Here is an 18,599-nt window from a genome sequence, read left to right as displayed (position 1 = left end):
GGTGTCCGGCGGGGAGGACGGGTCAGGGTGCGGTGGCGGCCAGCGCCTCGATGCGTGAGCGCTCCGGCATGGAGGACGAGGCGCCCTGCTCGGCCACCGACAGGGCGGAGGCGGCCGAGGCCCAGGCCAGCGCGCGCGGCATGGGGACGCCTTCGCCGAGAGCGACGGACAGCGCGCCGACGAAGGTGTCACCGGCGGCCGTGGTGTCGACGGCGCGGGTCTTGCGCGCGGGGACGAGCAGCGGCTCCTGGCCACGGGCCGCGTACAGGCTTCCCTCCGCGCCGAGCGTGATCACGGCCTCGGGTACGGATTCGAGCAGGACGGGCGCCGCCGCCCAGGCGTCGTCCTTGCCCGTGAGGGTGGCTGCCTCGTGTTCGTTGGGGACCAACAGATCCGTGACGGCGAGGAGTTCGGGGGGCAGCGGCTGCGCGGGGGCGGGCGTCAGGATCGTCCGTACGCCGTGCCGGCGGGCGGCGCCGGCACCGGCCAGCACAGCCTCCATGGGCAGTTCGAGCTGGAGCAGCAGCGCGCCCGCCGCGGCGATGACGTCCTCATCGCCTTCGGCGAGCGCGGTGACGGTGCCGTTGGCGCCGGGGACCACGACGATCGCGTTCTCCCCGGCGTCGTCCACGACGATGTGCGCGGTGCCGCTCGGGCCCGGCACGGTGCGCAGCGCGCCGGTCGCCACACCGGACTCCGCCAGGGTGGCGCGCAGCCGGCTGCCGAAGTCGTCCTCACCGACGGCGCCGATCATGGACACGGAGCCGCCGGCGCGGGCCGCCGCGATGGCCTGGTTGGCGCCCTTGCCGCCGGGGACGGTGACGAAGGACCGGCCGGTGACGGTCTCGCCGCGCGCCGGGGCCGTGCTGGTGTAGGCGACCAGATCCATGTTCGTACTGCCGAGGACGACGATCCTCGCTGCGGTAGCTGCGGTCATGGTGTGGTGTCCTCCTGGGCGGCGATGGCCAACGCGGCGGTGCGCCGGGCCAGTTCGTCGAAGCCGATCCCGTCGAGACCACCGACCGTGGTGGCCAGACGGTTCTTGAGTGGGGCGGTCCAGCGGGCCGGGAGCGCGTCCGGGGTCCCGGCGAGCAGTCCGGCGATCGAGCCGGCCGTGGCGCCGTTGGAGTCGGTGTCCCAGCCGCCGGAGACGACCCGGCAGATGGAGCCGGTGAAGTCGCCTTCGGCGTGGGTGAGGGCGGCGGCGAGCAGGGCCACGTTGGGCAGCACATGGACCCAGTGGTGGTGGCCGTACTCGGCGTGCAGCTGGTCCACGACGGAGGCGAACCCGTCGATGGTTCCGGTCGGTTCGGCCCGCGCCGCCGCGACGCCGAACCGTACGGCGCGGGCCAGCCGGGAGCGTTCGGGTACGACGGCGAGCCCGGCCCGCAGACAGGCGTGCACATCGCCGCCACCGGCCGACGCCTCGGCGACGGCCGCTGCGGCGAACATCTCGCCGTACACACCGTTGGCGGTGTGTGTCAGGACGGCGTCACGCCAGGCCTGTTCGGCGGCGGCGCGCGGGTCGCCGGGGTGGGTCCAGCCGAAGATGTCGGCGCGGATGAGGGCGCCGATCCACTCGCGGAAGGGGTTGCGCAGCTGTCCGGTGGCGGGCGGCTCGACGCCGTCGAGCAGATTGCGGTACGCGACGCGCTCGGCGGTGAAGGTGCGGCCCGCAGGGAGTTCGGCGAGCCACAGCTCCGCCACGTCCCGCGTACGGAAGCCGTGGCCGTGCGACTCCAGCAACAGCAGGCCGAGCAGCGGGTAGTTGAGGTCGTCGTCCTCGGGCATGCCGTCGATGTTCTCGGCCAGCGAGGTGGGCCTGCTGCGGCGGTTCCACGGCCAGCGGGCCGCGACCTCGGGGTCGAGGCCGCGTTCGGTGAACCAGCCGTCCAGCGGCCAGTTGCCGGTGGAGCGCGCGATCTCCCGGATACCGGCGAGCGGCAGCTTCTCGACGGGCTTGCCGAGCAGACAGCCCGCAGCGCGGCCCAGCCAGCCGGCTTCGAGCCGCTGGGTGAGCCCGGCGCCGACGGGCCGGGCGGCCGGGGACGCCGGTGCCGCTGCGGCTGCCCGGATTTCTGCCAGGCCGGTGGGCTCTTCGGCGGCCGAAGGGGCCGGGATCAGGGCCAGTTCGTCGAGAAGTCGCCCGGCGAGCGCGCGCAGCGCGGGGTCGGCGGGTCCCGGGGACGCCCCGGCCAGCTCGGGCGCGCGGTGGCCCCCGGCGGCGAGCCAGCGCCGTTCGACGTCGGCCGCGTCCCTGCCGTCCTCGCGTGCCTGGCGCAGTTCGTGGCCCACCAGGTCCTCGGGCTGCACCCAGGTCAGCCGGAGGCCGGTCATGACACGTCCGCGAGGGCGGCGAAGGCGGTCTCGTGCTCCCGCCTGCGGATGACGTCGCGGTCGAACACCTCGCGGGTGACGACGGCCAGTTCGTCGGCGGGGGTGGTCAGGTCGAGCTTGCTGGCCCGTGCCACCTCCTCGCTCCACTCGGCGGGGACGCCGGCGGCGCCGCCGAGGACTCCCGCTATGGCGCCGCCCATGGTGGCGATGGAGTCGCAGTCGCGGCCGTAGTTGACCGCGCCGAGCACGGTGTCGTGGAAGTCGCCGCCGCCGACGAGCAACATGCCGAGCGCGACGGGCAGTTCCTCGATGGAGTGCAGCCGGGAGGGCCTGCGGGCGCCGAGCGAGGGCTGCCGGTACTCGGGTCCCACGGTGTCGAACGGCGCGACGGCCTCCCGCAGCGGTGCCAGCGCGGACTCGAAGTCGTCGTGTTTCACGGCCACTTCGCACACCGCCTCGATCGCGGCGCGGGTGCCGTCCTTGGCGAGCGCCAGCGCGTCGTCGACCACCGAGCGGGGGGTGGCACCGGGGCGGAAGGCGGCGGCCACGGCGGCGGCGAAGACGCCCGCCGCCTCGCGTCCGTACGACGACTGGTGCGGGGCCGCCACCTCCAGCGCCTCGGTGTAGGCGGCTGCCGGATTGCCCGCGTTGACGACGCCGACGGGCGCCATGTACATCGCCGCACCGCAGTTGACGATGTTGCCGACGCCCGCCTCGCGCGGGTCGACATGGCCGTAGTGCAGCCGGGCCACGATCCACTTCTCGGCGAGGAAGATCCGCTGGAGCGGCAGCGCCTCGGCCTCCAGCTCCGGGATCCAGCGGGGGGTGCCGATCAGGTCGGGCACCAGATGGTCGGCGACGCTGTACGCGTCGAGGTGGTCGCGCACCGTGCCGTAGACCCGGACGAGCGCGTGCGTCATCAAGGTGTCGTCGGTGACGTACCCGTCGCCCTTGTGGTACGGCGCGATGGGCCTGGCGGTGCGCCAGTTCTCGTAGAAGGGGCCGACGATGCCGCGCACCCGGCCGCCGTGCCGTTCGGTGATCTGTTCGGGACTCCAGCCCTCGACCGGGCCGCCGAGCGCGTCGCCGACGGCGGCGCCGACCAGACAGCCGGTGACGCGGTCCTCCAGGGTCAGCTTCATGAGAGACGGGATCCTTCCGGGACGGTGGGTTCGATACGGGCGAGCCGGCCGGCCAGGTCGACCAGGTCGGTGCCGGCCTGGCGCGGGAGGGCGCAGCCGGCGAGGGTGCGGCATGCGTCGCGCCAGGCGGGCGGCAGGGCTTCGGCCCCTTGGACGGCGCCGGCGAGCGCCCCCGCGAGGGCGGGCGCCGAGTCGGCGACCCGGGACAGACAGGCGGCGGCGGGTACGGCTTCGCCGAGGGAGCCGCCGGCCGCCAGCACCAGCGCGAGCGCGACGGGGACGGTCTCGGCCGCCGCGATCCCGTAGCTGTAGACGTGGTCGATGATCTGGTGTTCCAGTACGGGGACCAGGGCGAACGCGTGCCCCGGTCCGCCCGGTGCACCCTCGGACGCGGCCTGGACGAGCGCGACGGCCTGTCGCGCGTTGCGGCCGATCTCGGACTCGGGCGGCAGCTCGGCCAGGGCGGCGCCGACGCAGTCGGTGACCGGCGCGCCGGCCAGGGCCAGCGAGACGGCCGCCGCCATCGCCCGCGCGCCGAGCACGCCGTCGCCGTCCTGGGTGTAGCGCGCGTCGTACTCGGCGAGGTCGGCGGCGGCTGCCGGGTCGCCGGGGTGCACGACGGCGAGGACGCAGGCGCGCCCGCAGGCGGCGTCGTCGAAGAAGTGCGGGTTGTCGTGTCCGGTCGCGGGCGGGCGCAGTCCGGTGGCGAGGTTGCCGAGTCCGGCCCGTACGGAGATCCGGGCCCGGAGCGGTATCACGGCGGACTCCACCTCGGGCGCCATCGCCGCAGCCGCCGAGATCTCGGCGGCCAGGGAGATCCAGGCGAGGTCGACGGCCGCGCGGACCCTGCGGTCGTTGGTCAGGTCGCTGAGCATGTTGCCGTGCGAGGAGATGATCGACTCGGCGGTGAACGCCGCCCACTCGGCGTCGTCGGACGGGCCGAGCCGCAGCGGCTCCGGCGGCTGGTTGAGCGCGATCGGCACGGGCAGGGTGGTGGTGGCGTTCTGCTCGGCGAACGTGTCGAGTTCACGGGTGAGCCGGCGGGTCCACTCGGGCATCCGGGCCGCGCGGTGGCGGGCGGCGGGCCAGCCCGCGGCGTCGCCGGCGGCGAGGCCGAGCAGCAGCCCCTCGACCCGGCGCGGCGCCTCGGCGCCGCCGGTACCGGCGCCCCCTCGGCCTCCCCCGGCGCGGATCCCTGGTGCTTCAGTTCGGTGCGCGCTGTCACGAGGCGGCCCGTCCTTCCTGGTCGGGTACGAGAAGATCCGCGATGTCGAGCACGTGATAGCCGGCCATGGCGGGCAGACAGCTGCCGCGTACCGGCTTGATCACGGACGACCAGTGCTCGGGGACCGCCCCGTATCCGCCGAGCGCTCCGGCGAGGGCGCCGGCGATGGCGGCTGTCGTGTCGGCGTCGCGGCCCATGTTGACCGCGGTCAGTACGGAGCGGCTGAAGTCGCCGTCGGCCAGGGCGAAGGCGCCGAAGGCGAGGCCGACGGCCTCGGGGGCGAGATCGGTCCAGGGGTAGCCGCCGATGACGACGGCGGCCCGCAGGGCACGCTCGCTCTCCAGGACGCTCAGCGACCGGTCGAGCCGCACCCGGCGCGCGGTGGTCACGGCGCGCCGCAGCGACCTGGCGGTCCAGGAGTCCTCGGGGATGACGGAGAGCGCGGCGGTGATCACTTCTGAGCAGCCGGCGCCCGTCATGGCGGCCGCGACACCGGCAGCCGCGGCCTGGCCGCCGTAGATGCCCTCCCCGTCGTGGCTGATGGTGCCGTCGATGGCGACGAGCCGGGCGGCCTCGCCGGGGCGGCCAGCCGCGAACACCCCGAACGGGGCGGCGCGCATGGCGAGTCCGTCGCTCCAGGCGTGCCGGTGCTGGGCGCTGATCGGCGCCGCGAGTCCGCGCCTGAGGTTCTCCAGGGTGCCGCGCTCGCTGAACCCTGCGCCCCTGAAGGGGCCTTCGTCGCGGTCGGCGATCCACAGGTGCCAGGCTGTCTCGACGTCGGCGGTGGTCAGCGCCGCGCCGTGCTCGGCGAGCAGCAGCCCGGAGAGGATCGCGTACTCGGTGTCGTCCGTGCCCGCCGGGTCGTCGCTGACGAAGTCCTCGATACGGCCCCAGCGCTGTCTGATCTGGGACGGCTTCATGTTCTCCGCCGGGGCTCCGAGCGCGTCCCCGACGGCGAGGCCGGTCAGTGCCCCCCGCGCGCGGTCACGTGGGGTGCCCGCCGCCGGCCGGGGCCGGGCGGCTCCGGGGGGCGGGGGCACCGGCGGAGCGCCGGACTCGGACGGTGGGGCGGGTAGTGCGTTCATGCCGTGTGCCGTTTCTTGGTGCTCGGTGTGGCTGGGTGGTGCGTGGTCGGCCGGACAGGACCTAGCTCCGGTAGCGGTCGAAGATGCGGTTGCCGTCTCTGACGAGCTTGTCGCGCAGCGTGCCGAGACCGATCGAGCCGCTGTAGTACTGCTGGAGCGCGGGCGCGGCGATCTTGTCCTTCCATTCGGGGAAGCCGCGCACGCCGAGGACGGGTGAGGCGGTGAGGTGGGCGCCCATGTCGACGCCGACGCTCCAGCCGGTCTTGGCCGTGGCTATCAGCGGGTCGCGCAGCGCGGCGCTGCCGGTGGGCAGCAGCCAGTCGCCGCGGGCGAGTTGGACGAGGTGGCTGTTCTGGGTCATGAAGGCGATGAAGTCGACGGCGGCCTGCTTGTGCGAGCAGTCCTGGGAGACGGACAGGGTCTGGGGGCTGACGCCCTGGGCGCGTCCGCCGTCGGGGGCTTTCTCGCCCACCGGGAGTGGCAGTGTCACCCAGTCGAAGCCCTTCGGCGCCTGCTGCTGGACCTGCTGGCGGTACGAGAAGCCGAGCGGCAGCAGGGCGTAGTGGCCTGCGAAGAAGCCGGGCAGCGTGTCACCGCCGCCCATGCCGAGCCCGCTGGCGGGGGCCGAGTGATCGATGTTGACCTGCCGGTTGATGAGTTCGGCGACGGCGGAGTCGGCGGGTCCGAACCGGATCTCGGAGCGGTCGTCACCCCGGTAGAGGATTCGCCCTCCCGTGGTCATCGCCAGGTTGACGGTCACGTTGACCGGCTCCTTCATCGCCCAGGCGACCCCGTACCGCGAGTCGGCCCGGCCGCCGGGTCCGGTCAGCTCCTTGCAGATGTCCTCGAACTCGCTCCAGGTCCAGGGCCTTTCGGCGGTGGGCAGCCGGATGCCGGCCTTGGCCAGCAGCGGGCGGTTGCCGATCAGGACCCGCGGCTCCTGGAGGAAGGGCACTCCGTAGACGCCGCCGTTGAAGCCGGCCATGTCCCAACTGGACTGAGGGATGCGCTTCTTGAGGTCGGCCGGCAGGTAGCGCGTCAGGTCGGCGAGATCGCCGCCCGAGGCGAAGTCCGTGAGGTCGTTGCCCTCGTCGTGGATGATGTCCGGCGCGGCGCCGCCCTCGAAGGAGGTCAGGAGCTGGTCGTGGACGTTGTCCCAGCTGCCCTGGATGTAGCGGACCCGCACCGTGGGGTGGGCCCTGTTCCACTGCGCCACGAGCGCCTTGTTGGCGGCGACGGACTCGGTCTGCCAGGCCAGCGACAGATAGTCGAGGGTGGTGACTCCCCCGGCGCTGTCCGAACCGTCGTCGGAGCAGGCGGAGAGCAGGGTGGCGGCCGCCGCTGTGCCGGCGGCGGCGCCCAGGAACGTACGGCGGCGCATCAGCCCTTCACCGCCCCGGTCATCGCGCTGCCGGTCAGCCGCCTCTGCAGGAAGGCGAAGAAGACCAGGCTGGGGATGGTGGCGAGGACGGAGGCAGCGGCGAGCGGGCCGAGGTCGGCCGCGCCCTCGGCGCCGATGAAATGGGTCAGGATCACGGACATCGTCTGCTTCTCCGGTGACTTGAGCAGGACCAGGGCGAAGAAGAACTCGTTCCAGGCCGTGACGAAGGAGAACATCAGGGTCGCCACGAGACCGGGCGCCAGCAGCGGCAGTACGACGCTGCGCAGCGTGCGCAGCCTGCCGGCGCCGTCGATCGAGGCGGCCTCTTCGAGGGAGCGCGGTACGGCCTTCACATAGCCCTGGAGCATCCAGAGCGAGAAGGGCAGGTTCCACACGACGTACACGACGATCAGACCGACCAGCGAGTCGATCAGATGCACGTTCTTCAGCAGCAGGAACAGCGGGATGATGATCAGGACCAGCGGGAACATCTGGCTGAGCAGCACCCAGCCGGTGCCGAGCCTGCTGACCACGGACCGGAACCTGACCATCACGTAGGCGGCGGGCACGGCGATGGTCACCGAGATCACGGCGGCGACACCGGCGACGATCAGGCTGTTGAGCGCGGAGCGCAGCAGCGGCTGCTCGTCCAGCGCCGAGCGGAAGTTGCCGAGCGTCGGATGTTCGGGCAGCCAGGTCGGGTTGACGGAGCCGAGTTCCTGCGGGGACTTGAACGCCGTGGACAGCAGCCACAGCAGCGGGAAGGCGAGGAAGACCAGGTAGCAGACGAGGGCGACGTACTGTCCCGTACGGCCCGCGGCGCGCTTGGCCCGGCGCTTCTTCCTGATGGGCAGGGTGGTGCTCACTGCTCGTCCTCCTTCAGGCGGTTGCGCAGGAATACGGCGAGCAGCACGGCGATCACCGCGATCATCACGAATCCCATGGCGGCGGCGTAGCCGAACTGGCCGTACTGGAACGCCTCCTGGTAGGCGAAGAGCATCGGCAGCCGGGTGGCGCCGCCGGGTCCGCCGTTGGTCAGCACGTAGACCAGGCCGAACGAGTTGAAGTTCCAGATGAAGTTGAGCGCGGTGATCGACAGCACCACGGGCTTGAGCGTCGGCCAAGTGACGGTGGCGAAGCGGCGCCAGACACCGGCTCCGTCGAGGGCCGCTGCCTCGTGCAGTTCGAGCGGCACGTTCTGCAGGCCGGCCAGCAGGACGACGGTGGTCTGCGGCATCCCGGCCCAGACGCCGACCACGATGACGGCGGGCAGGGCGAGCGACAGGTCGGAGAGCCAGTCGACGTTGGTGGAGATCAGATGCAGATGTCGCAGCGTGGTGTTGAGGATCCCGGAGTCCGGGTTGTAGACCAGCCGCCACATGATGCCGATGACGACCTCGGGCATCGCCCACGGCACGAGCGCCAGGGTGCGGGCCAGCCAGCGCAGCCGCAGGTTCTGGTTGAGCAGCAGGGCGAGGCCAAGCGACAGCAGGAACTGCAGCGCCGTGACGCAGACGGCCCAGATGAGGCCGATCCGGAAGGAGTCCCAGAACAGCGAGTCGAGCCGGAGGTTGGCGAAGTTGGTGAGCCCGGTGAAGGAGGTGGAGCTGGTCCTGCCGGACTGGGCGTCGGTGAAGGCCAGCGACAGGCCGTAGAGCAGCGGGCCGACGCTGAGCACGAGGATCGGGATGAGGGCCGGCAGCAGCAGGAACCAGGCGTCCTTGTCGAGTCCGAGGACCCGGCGCCTGGCGCCCGTGGTGCGGGGCGGCGGGGTGCCCGCCTCGTGCGGGGGCCGCAGCTCGGTGTCGACGCTCATGCGGGCACCGCCGATGACGCCCGTACGACGAGCCGGGGGGCGACCGTCTCGCTGCGTACCGGACTGCCGGGGGGCGCGTCACCGCCGGCGAGCCGGGACACCAGCATGTCGGCGGCGATCCTGCCGCGCTCGGCCGAGCCGAGGTCGACGCTGGTCAGCAACGGCCAGCCGGCCCTGGCCAGTTCACTGTCGTCCATGCCGACCACCGCCAGATCGCCGGGTATGTCGAGGCCGCGGTCCTGCGCCGCGTGGGCGGCGCCGAGCGCGAGCTGGTCGTTGGCGCAGAAGATGCTGTCGATCGCGGGGTCGGCGGCCAGCAGCCGGTGGGCCGCGGCGGCGCCGGCCTCGATGCCGAAGTCGGTGGTCTCCGTCAGCGCGGGGTCGGGGACGATCCCGGCCTCGGCCAGCGCCTTGTGGTAGCCGGCCCGGCGGTTGTGGCCCGGCACGGTGTCGGCGGGCCCGTTGATGAAGGCGATCCTGCGGCGCCCGGTCTCCAGCAGATGCCGGACGGCGAGCACGACTCCGGAGACCGAGTCGGCCCGCACGCTGTCGACCGGCGCGCCCTCGGGCAGCGAGCCGATGACGACGACCGGACCCGCCGCCGCCTCCATGGCGGCGAGATGCGCGTCGGTGACCCGGATCGGGCAGAGGATCAGTCCGTCGCTGGTCCGCTCGGCGAGGCTGCGCACCACGCCCAGTTCGTCCTCGGCGACGGCGTCCGTCGAGTGCAGCAGCAGCCGGTAGCCGAGCGGTTTCGTGACGGCCTGTATCTGACGGACCATCGACACGTAGGTGGGGTTGCCTATGTCGGGCATGGCGAAGGTGAGCTGGCGGGTCCTGCCGCCCTTGAGGGAGCGGGCCACGGCGTTGGGCACGTAGCCCAGCTCGGCGACGGCCCGCTCGACCCGCCGGACGGTGTCCGGGCGTGCGCCGTGTCCGTTGATGACCCTGGACACCGAGGCGATCGAGACGCCTGCCACTTTCGCGATCGTCTCCACCGTCGGTGGTCCGCTCGACGTCATCATCCTTGCCCCTTTGCTGACACGACGCACATTTACTGACAGAACCATCAACTGGAAACGTTTACAGTTCGGGCCTGAACCACCCCTGCGGAGAGATGGGTTTCCTCAATGTTGCGTACGCGTTTCGCTGTCAGTCAATGAGTTGTGGCTTGGATCACCCGTTACGGTGCCGTCCTGTTATCCGCCGTTGACCGGAAGGACATCGGGCGAGAGCGCGCCCGCCTTGGCGCTGGCCGCCGTCATCCGGCGCCGGTGATGGCGCCTGCACAGCACCTCGTAGCCGATCTCGTCGCCCGCCTGGTGGACGTCGCCGACGACGACCTGCGCGCCCTCGACCACCATCGCGCCGCCGACCGTACGGGCGTTGTGGGTGGCCCGCGCGCCGCACCAGCACAGCGCCTCGACCTGCAACACCTCGACCCGGTCGGCCAGTTCCACCAGCCGCTGCGAGCCGGGGAACAGCTTGGAGCGGAAGTCGGTGGTGATCCCGAAGGCGAAGACGTCCAGATCGAGGTCGTCCACGACCCGGGCGAGCTGGTCGACCTGCTCGGGGCCGAGGAACTGCGCCTCGTCGGCGATCACGTAGTCGCACCTGCCGCCCTGCGAGAGGCGGTCCACCAGATACCCGTAGAAGTCGAAGCCGTCGGCGGCCTCGACCGCGTCGGTGACCAGGCCGAGCCGGGAGGACAGCTTGCCCTCGCCCGCCCGGTCGTCCCGGGTGAAGATCATGCCCTGCAGTCCGCGCGCCGACCGGTTGTGCTCGATCTGAAGGGCGAGGGTGCTTTTCCCGCAGTCCATCGTTCCGGAGAAGAACACCAGCTCTGGCATGAGGGGGTGACGGCCTTTCGGTGGGGCGGGTGCGGGGGCGGCGGGGCCCCGGGGGCGGCTACGAGCGTACTTCGAGCAGCGGAACGAGCTGTTCGACGGGGGTCATCGAGCCGTGCATCCCGACCATCGCCGACTCGTGCGGCTCCTGGACCGAGGCCGTGATCACCACGTCGTCGTGCGCAGCCGCCACGACGTCACCGATCCTGCCGTACACCCGCTCGTCCATCTGTCCCGGCGGGCCGAACCAGCCGGCCTCGATCGCCTCGTCCCTGCTCGCGATCCAGAACCGGTCGCCCAGCACCTCGCGCCAGACGGTGAGCACGTCCCCGTGGGCGCCCGGCACCGCGTAGACATGGCGGGCCCTGCCCTCGCCGCCCAGCAGGGCGACCCCGGCGCGCAGCTCCCAGTCCTCGTCGAAGTCGATGCGCGACTCCTCGTCGAACGGGACGTCGATCATGCCGTGGTCGGCGGTCACGTACAGCACGGAGCGCGGCGGCAGTTGCTCGGCGAGCCGCTGCACCAGCCGGTCCGCGTACATCAGCTGGCCGCGCCAGGCGTCGGAGTCGATGCCGAAGCGATGGCCCTTGCTGTCCACCTCGCTGTAGTACGTGTAGACCAGCGACCGGTCGCCCGCCGCGAGCTGGGCGGCGGCCAGATCCATCCGCTCCTCGCCGGAGAGCCGGCCGTGGAAGGTGCCGCCGCTGAGCGCGACCTTGGTGAGCGGGGTGTGGGTGAAGGTCGGCGACGACACCTGCGCGGTGTGCACCCCGGCGGCGTCGGCGCGCTGGAAGACGGTGGGGTACGGCTGCCAGACGTGCGGGTCGGTCCACGGCTTCCAGCGGAGCTGGTTCATCAGCGCGCCGGTGTCCGGGTCGCGCACGGTGTAGCCGGGCAGGCCGTGCGCGGAGGGCGGCAGTCCGGTGCCTACGGAGGCGAGCGAGGTCGCCGTGGTGGCGGGGAAGCCGGCGGTGATCGGCCGGCCAGTCGCGCCGCGCGAGGTGGGCAGCAGCGAGGTCAGGAAGGGGGCCTCGACGGGATGCGCGAGGATCTGCTGCCAGCCGAGGCCGTCGATCAGGAAGACGCAGTTCCGGTCGGCGGGGGTCAGTTCGGCGATGGCGGCTGTCATGTCCGGCACACCCTGCCCCGCCGCGATGGTCGGCAGCAGGTCGGCGAGGGAGCCGCTGCCGTACTCGGGCAGCGGCGCGGTGTCGAGACCGAGCGGCACGGGATCCTGCCAGAGGTGCTGAGCGGCCATCAGCGGGCGGTCGCAGCGGCCGCCGTCGTGGCCTCGGAGAGCGACTGGGCGAAGACGAGCGACTGCCGTACGGCGTCGGGCCCGTCGCCCGCCTCACTGACCCGCAGGCTCAGGTCGTCGGCGGTGGAGCTGCCGGTGTAGCCGTGGTCGGCCTCGCAGTTGGGGTCGCCGCAGGCGGCGGGCTCCAGGTCGATCCGGGAGACGGCGCCCCACCCTATGGTCAGGACGACCTCGCGGGGCAGCGACCCCGGGGTGTACGACTCGGGGTTGGCGACGACCCGGCTGACCACGACGGACGAGATCCGGTCGAGCCTGACCGACTCGGTCGACGTCGTGGCGTACGGCGTGGGCGAGCTGCTGTCGGCGGCCTGCTCGTCGGTGTGGCTCACCACGAACCGGTGGGCGGTCAGGACGAGGACGGTCACATGGCGGCGCACCTCGTTGGAGTCGAAGGTGGTCTCCTGATGCACCAGATACGACTCGACGGGCTCCCCGCCGACAGCGGCCTCCACCGCTTCGGCCACCAGAGCCGGGTAGTAGCCGCTGCGCTCGATCGCCGTGCGCAGCCCCTGGGTCGTCGTACCGGTCTTCGCCATGCGTCACATCCTACGGTGGCCCCATGGCTGCGGGAGACGCCGCGTCGGCTGCGGGAAGACGCCGCGTCCTGGCCGCTCGGGCCTGATCCGAACGCCGGGCCCCGGGCGGCGGGTGTCAGTAGCTGGGGAGGCTGCGGGGGCCGAGGTCGTCGCGGGCCGGCGGCGGTGCGAGACGTACGTGCGCGTCGAGCACGGACAGCCCGTGGGTCGCGACGACGACGGGTTCGAGCGCCACGGAGACGATCTCGGGATGGTCGTCGACCAGCAGCGAGAGCCGCAGCAGCAGTTCCTCCAGGGCCGCCGTGTCGACGGGCGCCGCGCCGCGCCAGCCGAAGAGGAGCGGCGCCGCCCTGATGGACCTGATGAGTTCGGCGACGTCGCGGTCGGTCGCCGGCACCAGCCGGTGCGCGACATCGCCGAGCAGTTCGGACGCGGCGCCCGCGAGACCGAAGGAGAGCACGGCGCCGGCCGCCGGGTCGAACGTCGCGCGTACGACGGTGTCGAGGCCGCGCGGCGCCATCGCCTGGACGACGGGCCGCAGCTCGGCGGGGCTGCCGAGGGCCTCCGTCAGCTCCTGGTACGCGAGCCGCAGCCGCTTCGCGTCGCCGAGTTCCAGCCGTACGCCGCCGAGGTCGGCGCGGTGCCGGAGCCCCGGCGCCGTCGTCTTGAGGGCGACGGGGTAGCCGAGGGTGTCGGCCGCCTCGACGGCGGCGTCGGGGTCCGGCGCGGCCAGCGTCGGCCGTACGGCGATGCCGTAGTGGCCGAGCAGCGCACGCGAGTCGGCCGCCGACAGGGCGATCCCCCGGGTGTCGGGAGCCGCGCCGAGCAGCCGGGTGATGAGGGCGGCGGCCTCGCCCTCGGCGATGTTCTCGTACTCCGGGACCCGCCCCACGGCGGCGGCCTCCCGCCGCCACTGGGCGTACTTGACGGCTTCGCCGAGCGCCCGTACGGCCCGCTCGGCGGCGGGATAGGCGGGGATCCGCCGGCCGGGAGCGGTGGAGTCGGGCGCTCCCAGGGCGTCGGCCAGACCCTCGATCTCCACATGGACCACGGCCACCGGTTTCGCGGGGGCTTCGGGGGCCGCTTCGCGCAGGGCCGCCGCCAGGGCGGGGCCGTCGGCCGGGTGTGCGGTGCCGTCGTCGGCGACGACGCCCGGGATCGCCGTCACCACGACCGCGTCGCAGGCCGGGTCGACGACGGCCGTGGCCAGCGCGGCGCGGAAGACCTCGGGGGTGGCCGCAGTCGTCAGGTCCAGCGGCGGCAGGGGGCGCAGCCCCGCTGCGAGGCAGGCGTCGTAGGTGAGCAGGCCGAGGGACTCGGAGTTGCCGAGGATCGCCACGCGCGGCCCGGCGGGCAGCGGCTGTCCCGCGAGCAGCAGTCCGGCGTCCACCATCTCGGTCACGGTGTCGACGCGGATGACGCCGGCCTGCCGCATCAGGGCCGAGACCGTGCCCTCCGGGATGCGGCTGACCGGGACGGCGTGGCCGGGCGGTTCGCTGCCGGTGTGCCGGGCGCCCTTGACGACGACGACCGGTTTCGTGGCGGCCATCCGGCGGGCGAGCCGGGTGAACTTGCGCGGGTTGCCGAGCGATTCGAGGTACATCAGGACCACGTCGGTCTCCGGGTCCTCGTACCAGTACTGCAGGAACTCGTTGCCCGAGACGTCGGCGCGGTTGCCCGCCGAGACGAAGGACGAGAGGCCGGCGCCGCGCCGGTGGAGGCCGGAGAGCAGGGCGATACCGATCGCGCCCGACTGGGTGAAGAGCCCGATGCGGCCGCGGTGCGGCGACTGCGGTGTGAGGGAGGCGTTCAGCCGTACGTCGGCCGCGGTGTTGATGATCCCGAAGGCGTTGGGGCCGATGAGCCGCATCCCGTACGAGCGGGCCTGCCGCAGCAGGGCGCGCTGGCGCTCCCTGCCCCGGTCGCCGCTCTCGGCGTATCCGGCGGAGAGCACGACCACGCCCCGTACGCCGTGCGCGCCGCAGTCGGCGACGGCGTCCGGCACCCGGCCGGCGGGTACGGCGATGACGGCCAGGTCGACCGGGCCTTCGACGGCGGCGACCGAGCGCAGGGCGGGTACGCCGTCCAGCTCGCCCTCGTCGTCGGCGAAGGCGCTGTTGACCGCGTACGTACGGCCGGTGAAGCCGGCGCCGAGGAGGTTGCGCAGGACCGTGCGGCCGACGCCGCCGGGGGTCCGGCTGGTGCCGACGACGGCAACGGATCCGGGGGCCAGCAGCCGCTGCACCGAGCGCGCCTCGGCCCGCTGCTCACGGCCGCGCTGCACGGCCAGCGACTCGGCGGTGGGTTCGAGGTCGAGGGTGAGGCGTACGGCGCCGTCCTCGAAGCTGCGCTTCTGGGTGAATCCGGCGTCCCGGAACACCTTGATCATCTTGTTGTTGGCGGGCAGCACCTCGGCGGCGAAGCGCCGGATGCCGCGCTCGCGTGCGACCGCCGCGATGTGTTCGAGCAGTGCGGAGGCGACGCCGCGCCCCTGGTGGGCGTCCTGGACGAGGAAGGCGACCTCCGCCTCGTCGGCGGGCGCCGAGGCCGAGCGGCCCAGCTCGTCGATCCGGTCGTAGCGGACGGTCGCGATGAAGTCGCCGCCCACGGTGACGGCGAGTCCGACCCGGTCCACGTAGTCGTGGTGGGTGAACCGGTGCACGTCCTTGTCGGAGAGCCGGGGGTACGGCGCGAAGAAGCGGTAGTACTTGGACTCGTCGGAGACCTGCTCGTAGAAGCTCACCAGCCGTTCGGCGTCGTCGGCGGTGATGGGCCTGATCCGCGCGGTGCCTCCGTCGCGCAGCACCACGTCTGCTTCCCAGTGATCGGGGTACGCGTGATCCGACGGCGTCATACGTCAAGCCTATGGCCTGACCCGCGGCGTTCGCAGCGGTCGCGGCCGGTGGCGGGGCGGGGCACCCTGGGGCGGCAGAACCGTTTTGGCCGCACATGAGACACTGGTCTAGACAACCTCTTGAGACTTGAAGGGCAACACCATGGCTGAGCGCCGCGTCAACGTCGGCTGGGCCGAGGGCCTGCACGCCCGCCCCGCATCCATCTTCGTCCGCGCCGCCACGGCCTCCGGCGTCCCCGTCACGATCGCGAAGGAAGGCGGCAGCCCGGTCAACGCCGCGTCCATGCTGGCCGTGCTGGGACTCGGTGCGCAGGGCGGCGAGGAGGTCGTGCTCGCTTCCGACGCGGACGGCGCCGACGCCGCGCTGGACCGGCTGTCGAAGCTGGTGGCCGAGGGACTGGACGAGCTTCCCGAGACGGTCTGACCCGCCCGGCGCGTCCGAAGCGTCCGTAGCCAAGCGGCGGTGACCCCCGGATCCGGGGGTCACCGCCGCTTGGCTGTCCGCGTGGGCCCGCGGGGGCCGCCGGTGTCAGACGTGCACGCCGTGCTTGCGCAGATACGCCAGCGGGTCGACGTCCGTGCCGTACTCCTGGCCGGTCCTGGCCTCGAAGTGCAGATGCGGTCCTGTGGCGTTGCCCGTCGCCCCCGAGAGGGCGATCCGCTCCCCCGGCGTGACGGACTGGCCGACCGTCACCTGGATCGAGGAGAGATGGCCGTACTGCGTGTACATGCCGTCGCGCATCCGGATCACCACGTTGTTGCCGTAAGCGCCGCCCCAGCCCGCCTCCACGACGGTGCCGGCGCCGACGGCGACCACCTCGGTGCCCGTGGCGGCGTGGAAGTCGATGCCGGTGTGGCTGCCGGACGACCACAGCGCCCCGCCGCTCTCGTACCCGGTGCTCACGTACGAGTGCGCGACCGGCGTCCGGAAGGCGTTCAGCCGCTTGCGCGCGGCGGCGCGCGCGGCGCGCTGCCTGGCCTCGCGCACCTCTTGGGCGCGCGCCTCGGCCTTCCGCTTCGCCTCCGCCCTGGCCTCGGCGACCCGCTTCGCCTGCTCGGCGGCGGCCCGCTGGGCCGTCGCCTGGGCGGCGATGGTGTCGCTTATCGAATCGCCGATGACGATGGCCTGGGTGGTGCTGCTGCCCTGTCCTGCGGCCGGGCCCTCGGGCTCGGCGGCGAGCGCCTGGGAGGACAGTGCTCCGACGACTCCGCTGACGGTGAGCGTCGCGACGCCCGCCACGCTCATGCTCCTGCGGGTGGGACGTCTGCGGGCACGGTGCTTCCCGGTGGGACGGGTGAACGCCATGGAGTGGCTGATCCTTTCCTTCCTTCTCGCCTACCGGGTTAGCTGACGGGTTCGGAGCAGGAAGGTCTCCTACGGGCACCTCCGCACGGCCGGCGAAGGCATCCGATTCACCCCAGGGACATGGGTCCCCGGCTCCCCAGGCTCGCGCCTGACGGGGACTCGGCGATGGCTGCCCGATGCCGCGGACGCGGCTGGTGACTGGCGGACAGCCCGACCGACGCTAAGCGGGCGGACTTCGCATCACCAAAGCCGCGCGGGCATTTGTAGCGCACACCACAGGGCAGAGCGGGCAAAAGGGAGAACCCCGGCCACCCGCACCGGGGTTCTCCCCTGAGGTCCTGCCGCTCGGATCGGCCCTTACGGACGGATCAGCCCGCGACGACCGTCACATCGCCGATACCGAGAGCCGTGACCGGCTCCTTGATCTGCGCGGCGTCACCGACGAGCACCGTGACGAGCCGGTCGACCGGGAACGCGTTGACGGCAGCGGCCGTCGCCTCGACCGTGCCCGTCTCGGCCAGCCGCGCGTACAACTGCGCCTGGAAGTCGTCCGGGAGATGCTGCTCGACCTGGTCGGCCAGCGTCCCGGCGACCGAGGCGGCCGTCTCGTACTTCAGCGGGGCGACCCCGACCAGGTTCTGCACGGCGACGTCCCGCTCGGCCTCGGTGAGACCGTCCGCCGCGAGGGTGCGCAGCACCGTCCAGAGGTCCTCCAGCGCCGGGCCGGTGGACTCCGTGTCCACCGAACCGCTGATGGCGAGCATCGCGGCGCCCGTGCCGTCGGCGGCCGAGCGCAGCACCTGGCCGAACGCCCGTACGCCGTACGTGTAGCCCTTCTCCTCACGCAGCACCCGGTCGAGCCGGGAGGTGAGCGTGCCGCCCAGGCAGTACGTGCCGAGCACCTGGGCCGGCCAGACGCGGTCGTGCCGGTCGGCGCCGATGCGGCCGATCAGCAACTGCGTCTGTACGGCGCCCGGTCGGTCCACGATCACGACGCGGCCCGTGTCGTCGGCGGTGACGGCGGGCACCGGGCGCGGCTCTGCCGTGTTGCCCGTCCAGTCGCCGAGGCTGTCGGCGAGCACCTGGTCCAGATCGACGCCGGTGAGATCGCCGACGACCACGGCGGTCGCCGTGGCCGGACGGACGTACGCGTCGTAGAAGGCGCGCACGCCCGCCGCGTCGATCCGCTCGACCGTCTCCTCGGTGCCCTGGCGCGGCCGGGACATCCGCAGGGACGCCGGGAACAGCTCCTTGGAGAGCTGCTTGGCGGCGCGGCGGCCCGGGTTGGCCGTCTCGTGCGGGATCTCGTCGAGGCGGTTGCGCACCAGCCGCTCGATCTCGCTGTCCGCGAAGGCGGGGGCGCGCAGCGCCTCCGCGACCAGGCCGAGCGCCTTGGGCAGCCGGGAGACCGGCACTTCGAGGGAGACCCGGACGCCGGGGTGGTCGGCGTGCGCGTCGAGCGTGGCGCCGCAGCGCTCCAGCTCGGCGGCGAACTCCTCGGCCGAGTGCTTGTCGGTGCCCTCTGACAGGGCGCGCGCCATGATCGTGGCGATGCCGTCGAGCCCTTCCGGCTCGGCGTCGAGGGGGGCGTCGAGACAGATCTCGACGGCCACCACCTGCTGTCCCGGGCGGTGACAGCGCAGCACCGTCAGACCGTTGGCCAGGGCGCCCCGTTCGGGCGCGGGGAAGGCCCAGGGCCTGGCCTCGCCGGCCGTCGGCCGCGGGTGGAACTCCATGGTCGCGGCAGCCTCG

General features: G+C 72.9%; 16 protein-coding genes and 1 riboswitch. Of the genes, 1 reads left to right on the top strand and 15 read right to left on the bottom strand.

The genetic code is table 11. The features are described 5' to 3' along the window. Positions 1–22: 22 nt before the first annotated feature. The 13 genes from rbsK to OHS57_RS28590 all read right to left on the bottom strand — a co-directional run bounded on the left by rbsK (position 23) and on the right by OHS57_RS28590 (position 15,541). A complete protein-coding gene (gene rbsK, locus OHS57_RS28650; protein WP_328583743.1) occupies positions 23–937 on the bottom strand; it encodes a ribokinase in 915 nt (304 codons plus the stop codon). Next, positions 934–2,337 carry an ADP-ribosylglycohydrolase family protein gene (locus tag OHS57_RS28645; RefSeq protein ID WP_328583742.1) on the bottom strand — a complete coding sequence of 468 codons (1,404 nt, stop codon included), beginning with the start codon at positions 2,335–2,337 and terminating at the stop codon, positions 934–936. The genes rbsK and OHS57_RS28645 overlap by 4 nt, the downstream gene beginning before the upstream one ends. Beyond that, positions 2,334–3,479 carry an ADP-ribosylglycohydrolase family protein gene (locus OHS57_RS28640; RefSeq protein WP_328583741.1) on the bottom strand — a complete coding sequence of 382 codons (1,146 nt, stop codon included), beginning with the start codon at positions 3,477–3,479 and terminating at the stop codon, positions 2,334–2,336. Before OHS57_RS28640 ends, OHS57_RS28645 begins: the two co-directional genes overlap by 4 nt. Beyond that, a complete protein-coding gene (locus OHS57_RS28635) occupies positions 3,476–4,762 on the bottom strand; it encodes an ADP-ribosylglycohydrolase family protein (protein WP_443043102.1) in 1,287 nt (428 codons plus the stop codon). Before OHS57_RS28635 ends, OHS57_RS28640 begins: the two co-directional genes overlap by 4 nt. Beyond that, the gene (locus tag OHS57_RS28630) at positions 4,701–5,789 is read right to left on the bottom strand and encodes an ADP-ribosylglycohydrolase family protein (protein ID WP_078863367.1); all 1,089 of its coding nucleotides are present in this window, start codon (positions 5,787–5,789) and stop codon (positions 4,701–4,703) included. Before OHS57_RS28630 ends, OHS57_RS28635 begins: the two co-directional genes overlap by 62 nt. Before the next feature lie 61 nt (positions 5,790–5,850). Next, complete coding sequence (locus OHS57_RS28625; RefSeq protein WP_328583740.1) at positions 5,851–7,170, bottom strand: ABC transporter substrate-binding protein; 1,320 nt, start codon at positions 7,168–7,170, stop codon at positions 5,851–5,853. Next, on the bottom strand, positions 7,170–8,036 hold the full coding sequence (locus OHS57_RS28620) for a carbohydrate ABC transporter permease (RefSeq protein WP_041983366.1): 867 nt from the start codon (positions 8,034–8,036) through the stop codon (positions 7,170–7,172). The genes OHS57_RS28625 and OHS57_RS28620 overlap by 1 nt, the downstream gene beginning before the upstream one ends. Continuing rightward, positions 8,033–8,986 (bottom strand): carbohydrate ABC transporter permease, encoded by a 954-nt coding sequence (locus OHS57_RS28615; RefSeq protein WP_041983368.1) that lies wholly within the window; start codon positions 8,984–8,986, stop codon positions 8,033–8,035. The genes OHS57_RS28620 and OHS57_RS28615 overlap by 4 nt, the downstream gene beginning before the upstream one ends. Then, entirely contained in the window at positions 8,983–10,011 is a 1,029-nt protein-coding gene (locus OHS57_RS28610) for a LacI family DNA-binding transcriptional regulator (protein ID WP_328583739.1), read from the bottom strand. The genes OHS57_RS28615 and OHS57_RS28610 overlap by 4 nt, the downstream gene beginning before the upstream one ends. Before the next feature lie 174 nt (positions 10,012–10,185). Continuing rightward, a complete protein-coding gene (locus tag OHS57_RS28605) occupies positions 10,186–10,836 on the bottom strand; it encodes a thymidine kinase (protein ID WP_328583738.1) in 651 nt (216 codons plus the stop codon). A gap of 58 nt (positions 10,837–10,894) precedes the next feature. Next, the gene (locus tag OHS57_RS28600) at positions 10,895–12,091 is read right to left on the bottom strand and encodes an alkaline phosphatase family protein (RefSeq protein WP_041983374.1); all 1,197 of its coding nucleotides are present in this window, start codon (positions 12,089–12,091) and stop codon (positions 10,895–10,897) included. Continuing rightward, the gene (locus OHS57_RS28595) at positions 12,091–12,687 is read right to left on the bottom strand and encodes a DUF5998 family protein (RefSeq protein ID WP_041983377.1); all 597 of its coding nucleotides are present in this window, start codon (positions 12,685–12,687) and stop codon (positions 12,091–12,093) included. Before OHS57_RS28595 ends, OHS57_RS28600 begins: the two co-directional genes overlap by 1 nt. A gap of 115 nt (positions 12,688–12,802) precedes the next feature. Beyond that, positions 12,803–15,541 carry a bifunctional acetate--CoA ligase family protein/GNAT family N-acetyltransferase gene (locus tag OHS57_RS28590; protein WP_328583737.1) on the bottom strand — a complete coding sequence of 913 codons (2,739 nt, stop codon included), beginning with the start codon at positions 15,539–15,541 and terminating at the stop codon, positions 12,803–12,805. Between the two features lie 142 nt (positions 15,542–15,683). Between OHS57_RS28590 and OHS57_RS28585 the strand changes: the two genes are divergently transcribed. Continuing rightward, on the top strand, positions 15,684–15,965 hold the full coding sequence (locus OHS57_RS28585) for an HPr family phosphocarrier protein (RefSeq protein ID WP_041994926.1): 282 nt from the start codon (positions 15,684–15,686) through the stop codon (positions 15,963–15,965). A gap of 105 nt (positions 15,966–16,070) precedes the next feature. Here OHS57_RS28585 and OHS57_RS28580 read toward each other — a convergent pair whose 3' ends face one another. Then, positions 16,071–16,847 carry a M23 family metallopeptidase gene (locus OHS57_RS28580; RefSeq protein ID WP_328583736.1) on the bottom strand — a complete coding sequence of 259 codons (777 nt, stop codon included), beginning with the start codon at positions 16,845–16,847 and terminating at the stop codon, positions 16,071–16,073. 13 nt (positions 16,848–16,860) lie between these two features. Beyond that, positions 16,861–17,022, bottom strand: a riboswitch (cyclic di-AMP (ydaO/yuaA leader). A 193-nt stretch (positions 17,023–17,215) separates the two neighbouring features. After that, the gene (locus OHS57_RS28575; protein WP_328585188.1) at positions 17,216–18,583 is read right to left on the bottom strand and encodes a M16 family metallopeptidase; all 1,368 of its coding nucleotides are present in this window, start codon (positions 18,581–18,583) and stop codon (positions 17,216–17,218) included. Between the last annotated feature and the right edge of the window lie 16 nt (positions 18,584–18,599).

It is taken from the genome of Streptomyces sp. NBC_00370 (assembly GCF_036084755.1).
In the GTDB taxonomy this organism is placed as follows: Bacteria; Actinomycetota; Actinomycetes; order Streptomycetales; family Streptomycetaceae; genus Streptomyces.
The sequence above is the reverse complement of the archived record's forward strand: the minus strand, read 5'-3'. Positions and strand labels throughout refer to the sequence as shown.

Bases quoted from the DNA above. Each gene is read 5' to 3' on its own strand.
- rbsK (WP_328583743.1), bottom strand. From the start codon at position 937: ATGACCGCAGCTACCGCAGCGAGGATCGTCGTCCTCGGCAGTACGAAC.
- OHS57_RS28645 (WP_328583742.1), bottom strand. From the start codon at position 2,337: ATGACCGGCCTCCGGCTGACCTGGGTGCAGCCCGAGGACCTGGTGGGC.
- OHS57_RS28640 (WP_328583741.1), bottom strand. From the start codon at position 3,479: ATGAAGCTGACCCTGGAGGACCGCGTCACCGGCTGTCTGGTCGGCGCC.
- OHS57_RS28630 (WP_078863367.1), bottom strand. From the start codon at position 5,789: ATGAACGCACTACCCGCCCCACCGTCCGAGTCCGGCGCTCCGCCGGTG.
- OHS57_RS28625 (WP_328583740.1), bottom strand. From the start codon at position 7,170: ATGCGCCGCCGTACGTTCCTGGGCGCCGCCGCCGGCACAGCGGCGGCC.
- OHS57_RS28615 (WP_041983368.1), bottom strand. From the start codon at position 8,986: ATGAGCGTCGACACCGAGCTGCGGCCCCCGCACGAGGCGGGCACCCCG.
- OHS57_RS28610 (WP_328583739.1), bottom strand. From the start codon at position 10,011: ATGATGACGTCGAGCGGACCACCGACGGTGGAGACGATCGCGAAAGTG.
- OHS57_RS28605 (WP_328583738.1), bottom strand. From the start codon at position 10,836: ATGCCAGAGCTGGTGTTCTTCTCCGGAACGATGGACTGCGGGAAAAGC.
- OHS57_RS28600 (WP_041983374.1), bottom strand. From the start codon at position 12,091: ATGGCCGCTCAGCACCTCTGGCAGGATCCCGTGCCGCTCGGTCTCGAC.
- OHS57_RS28595 (WP_041983377.1), bottom strand. From the start codon at position 12,687: ATGGCGAAGACCGGTACGACGACCCAGGGGCTGCGCACGGCGATCGAG.
- OHS57_RS28590 (WP_328583737.1), bottom strand. From the start codon at position 15,541: ATGACGCCGTCGGATCACGCGTACCCCGATCACTGGGAAGCAGACGTG.
- OHS57_RS28585 (WP_041994926.1), top strand. From the start codon at position 15,684: ATGGCTGAGCGCCGCGTCAACGTCGGCTGGGCCGAGGGCCTGCACGCC.
- OHS57_RS28580 (WP_328583736.1), bottom strand. From the start codon at position 16,847: ATGGCGTTCACCCGTCCCACCGGGAAGCACCGTGCCCGCAGACGTCCC.
- OHS57_RS28575 (WP_328585188.1), bottom strand. From the start codon at position 18,583: ATGGAGTTCCACCCGCGGCCGACGGCCGGCGAGGCCAGGCCCTGGGCC.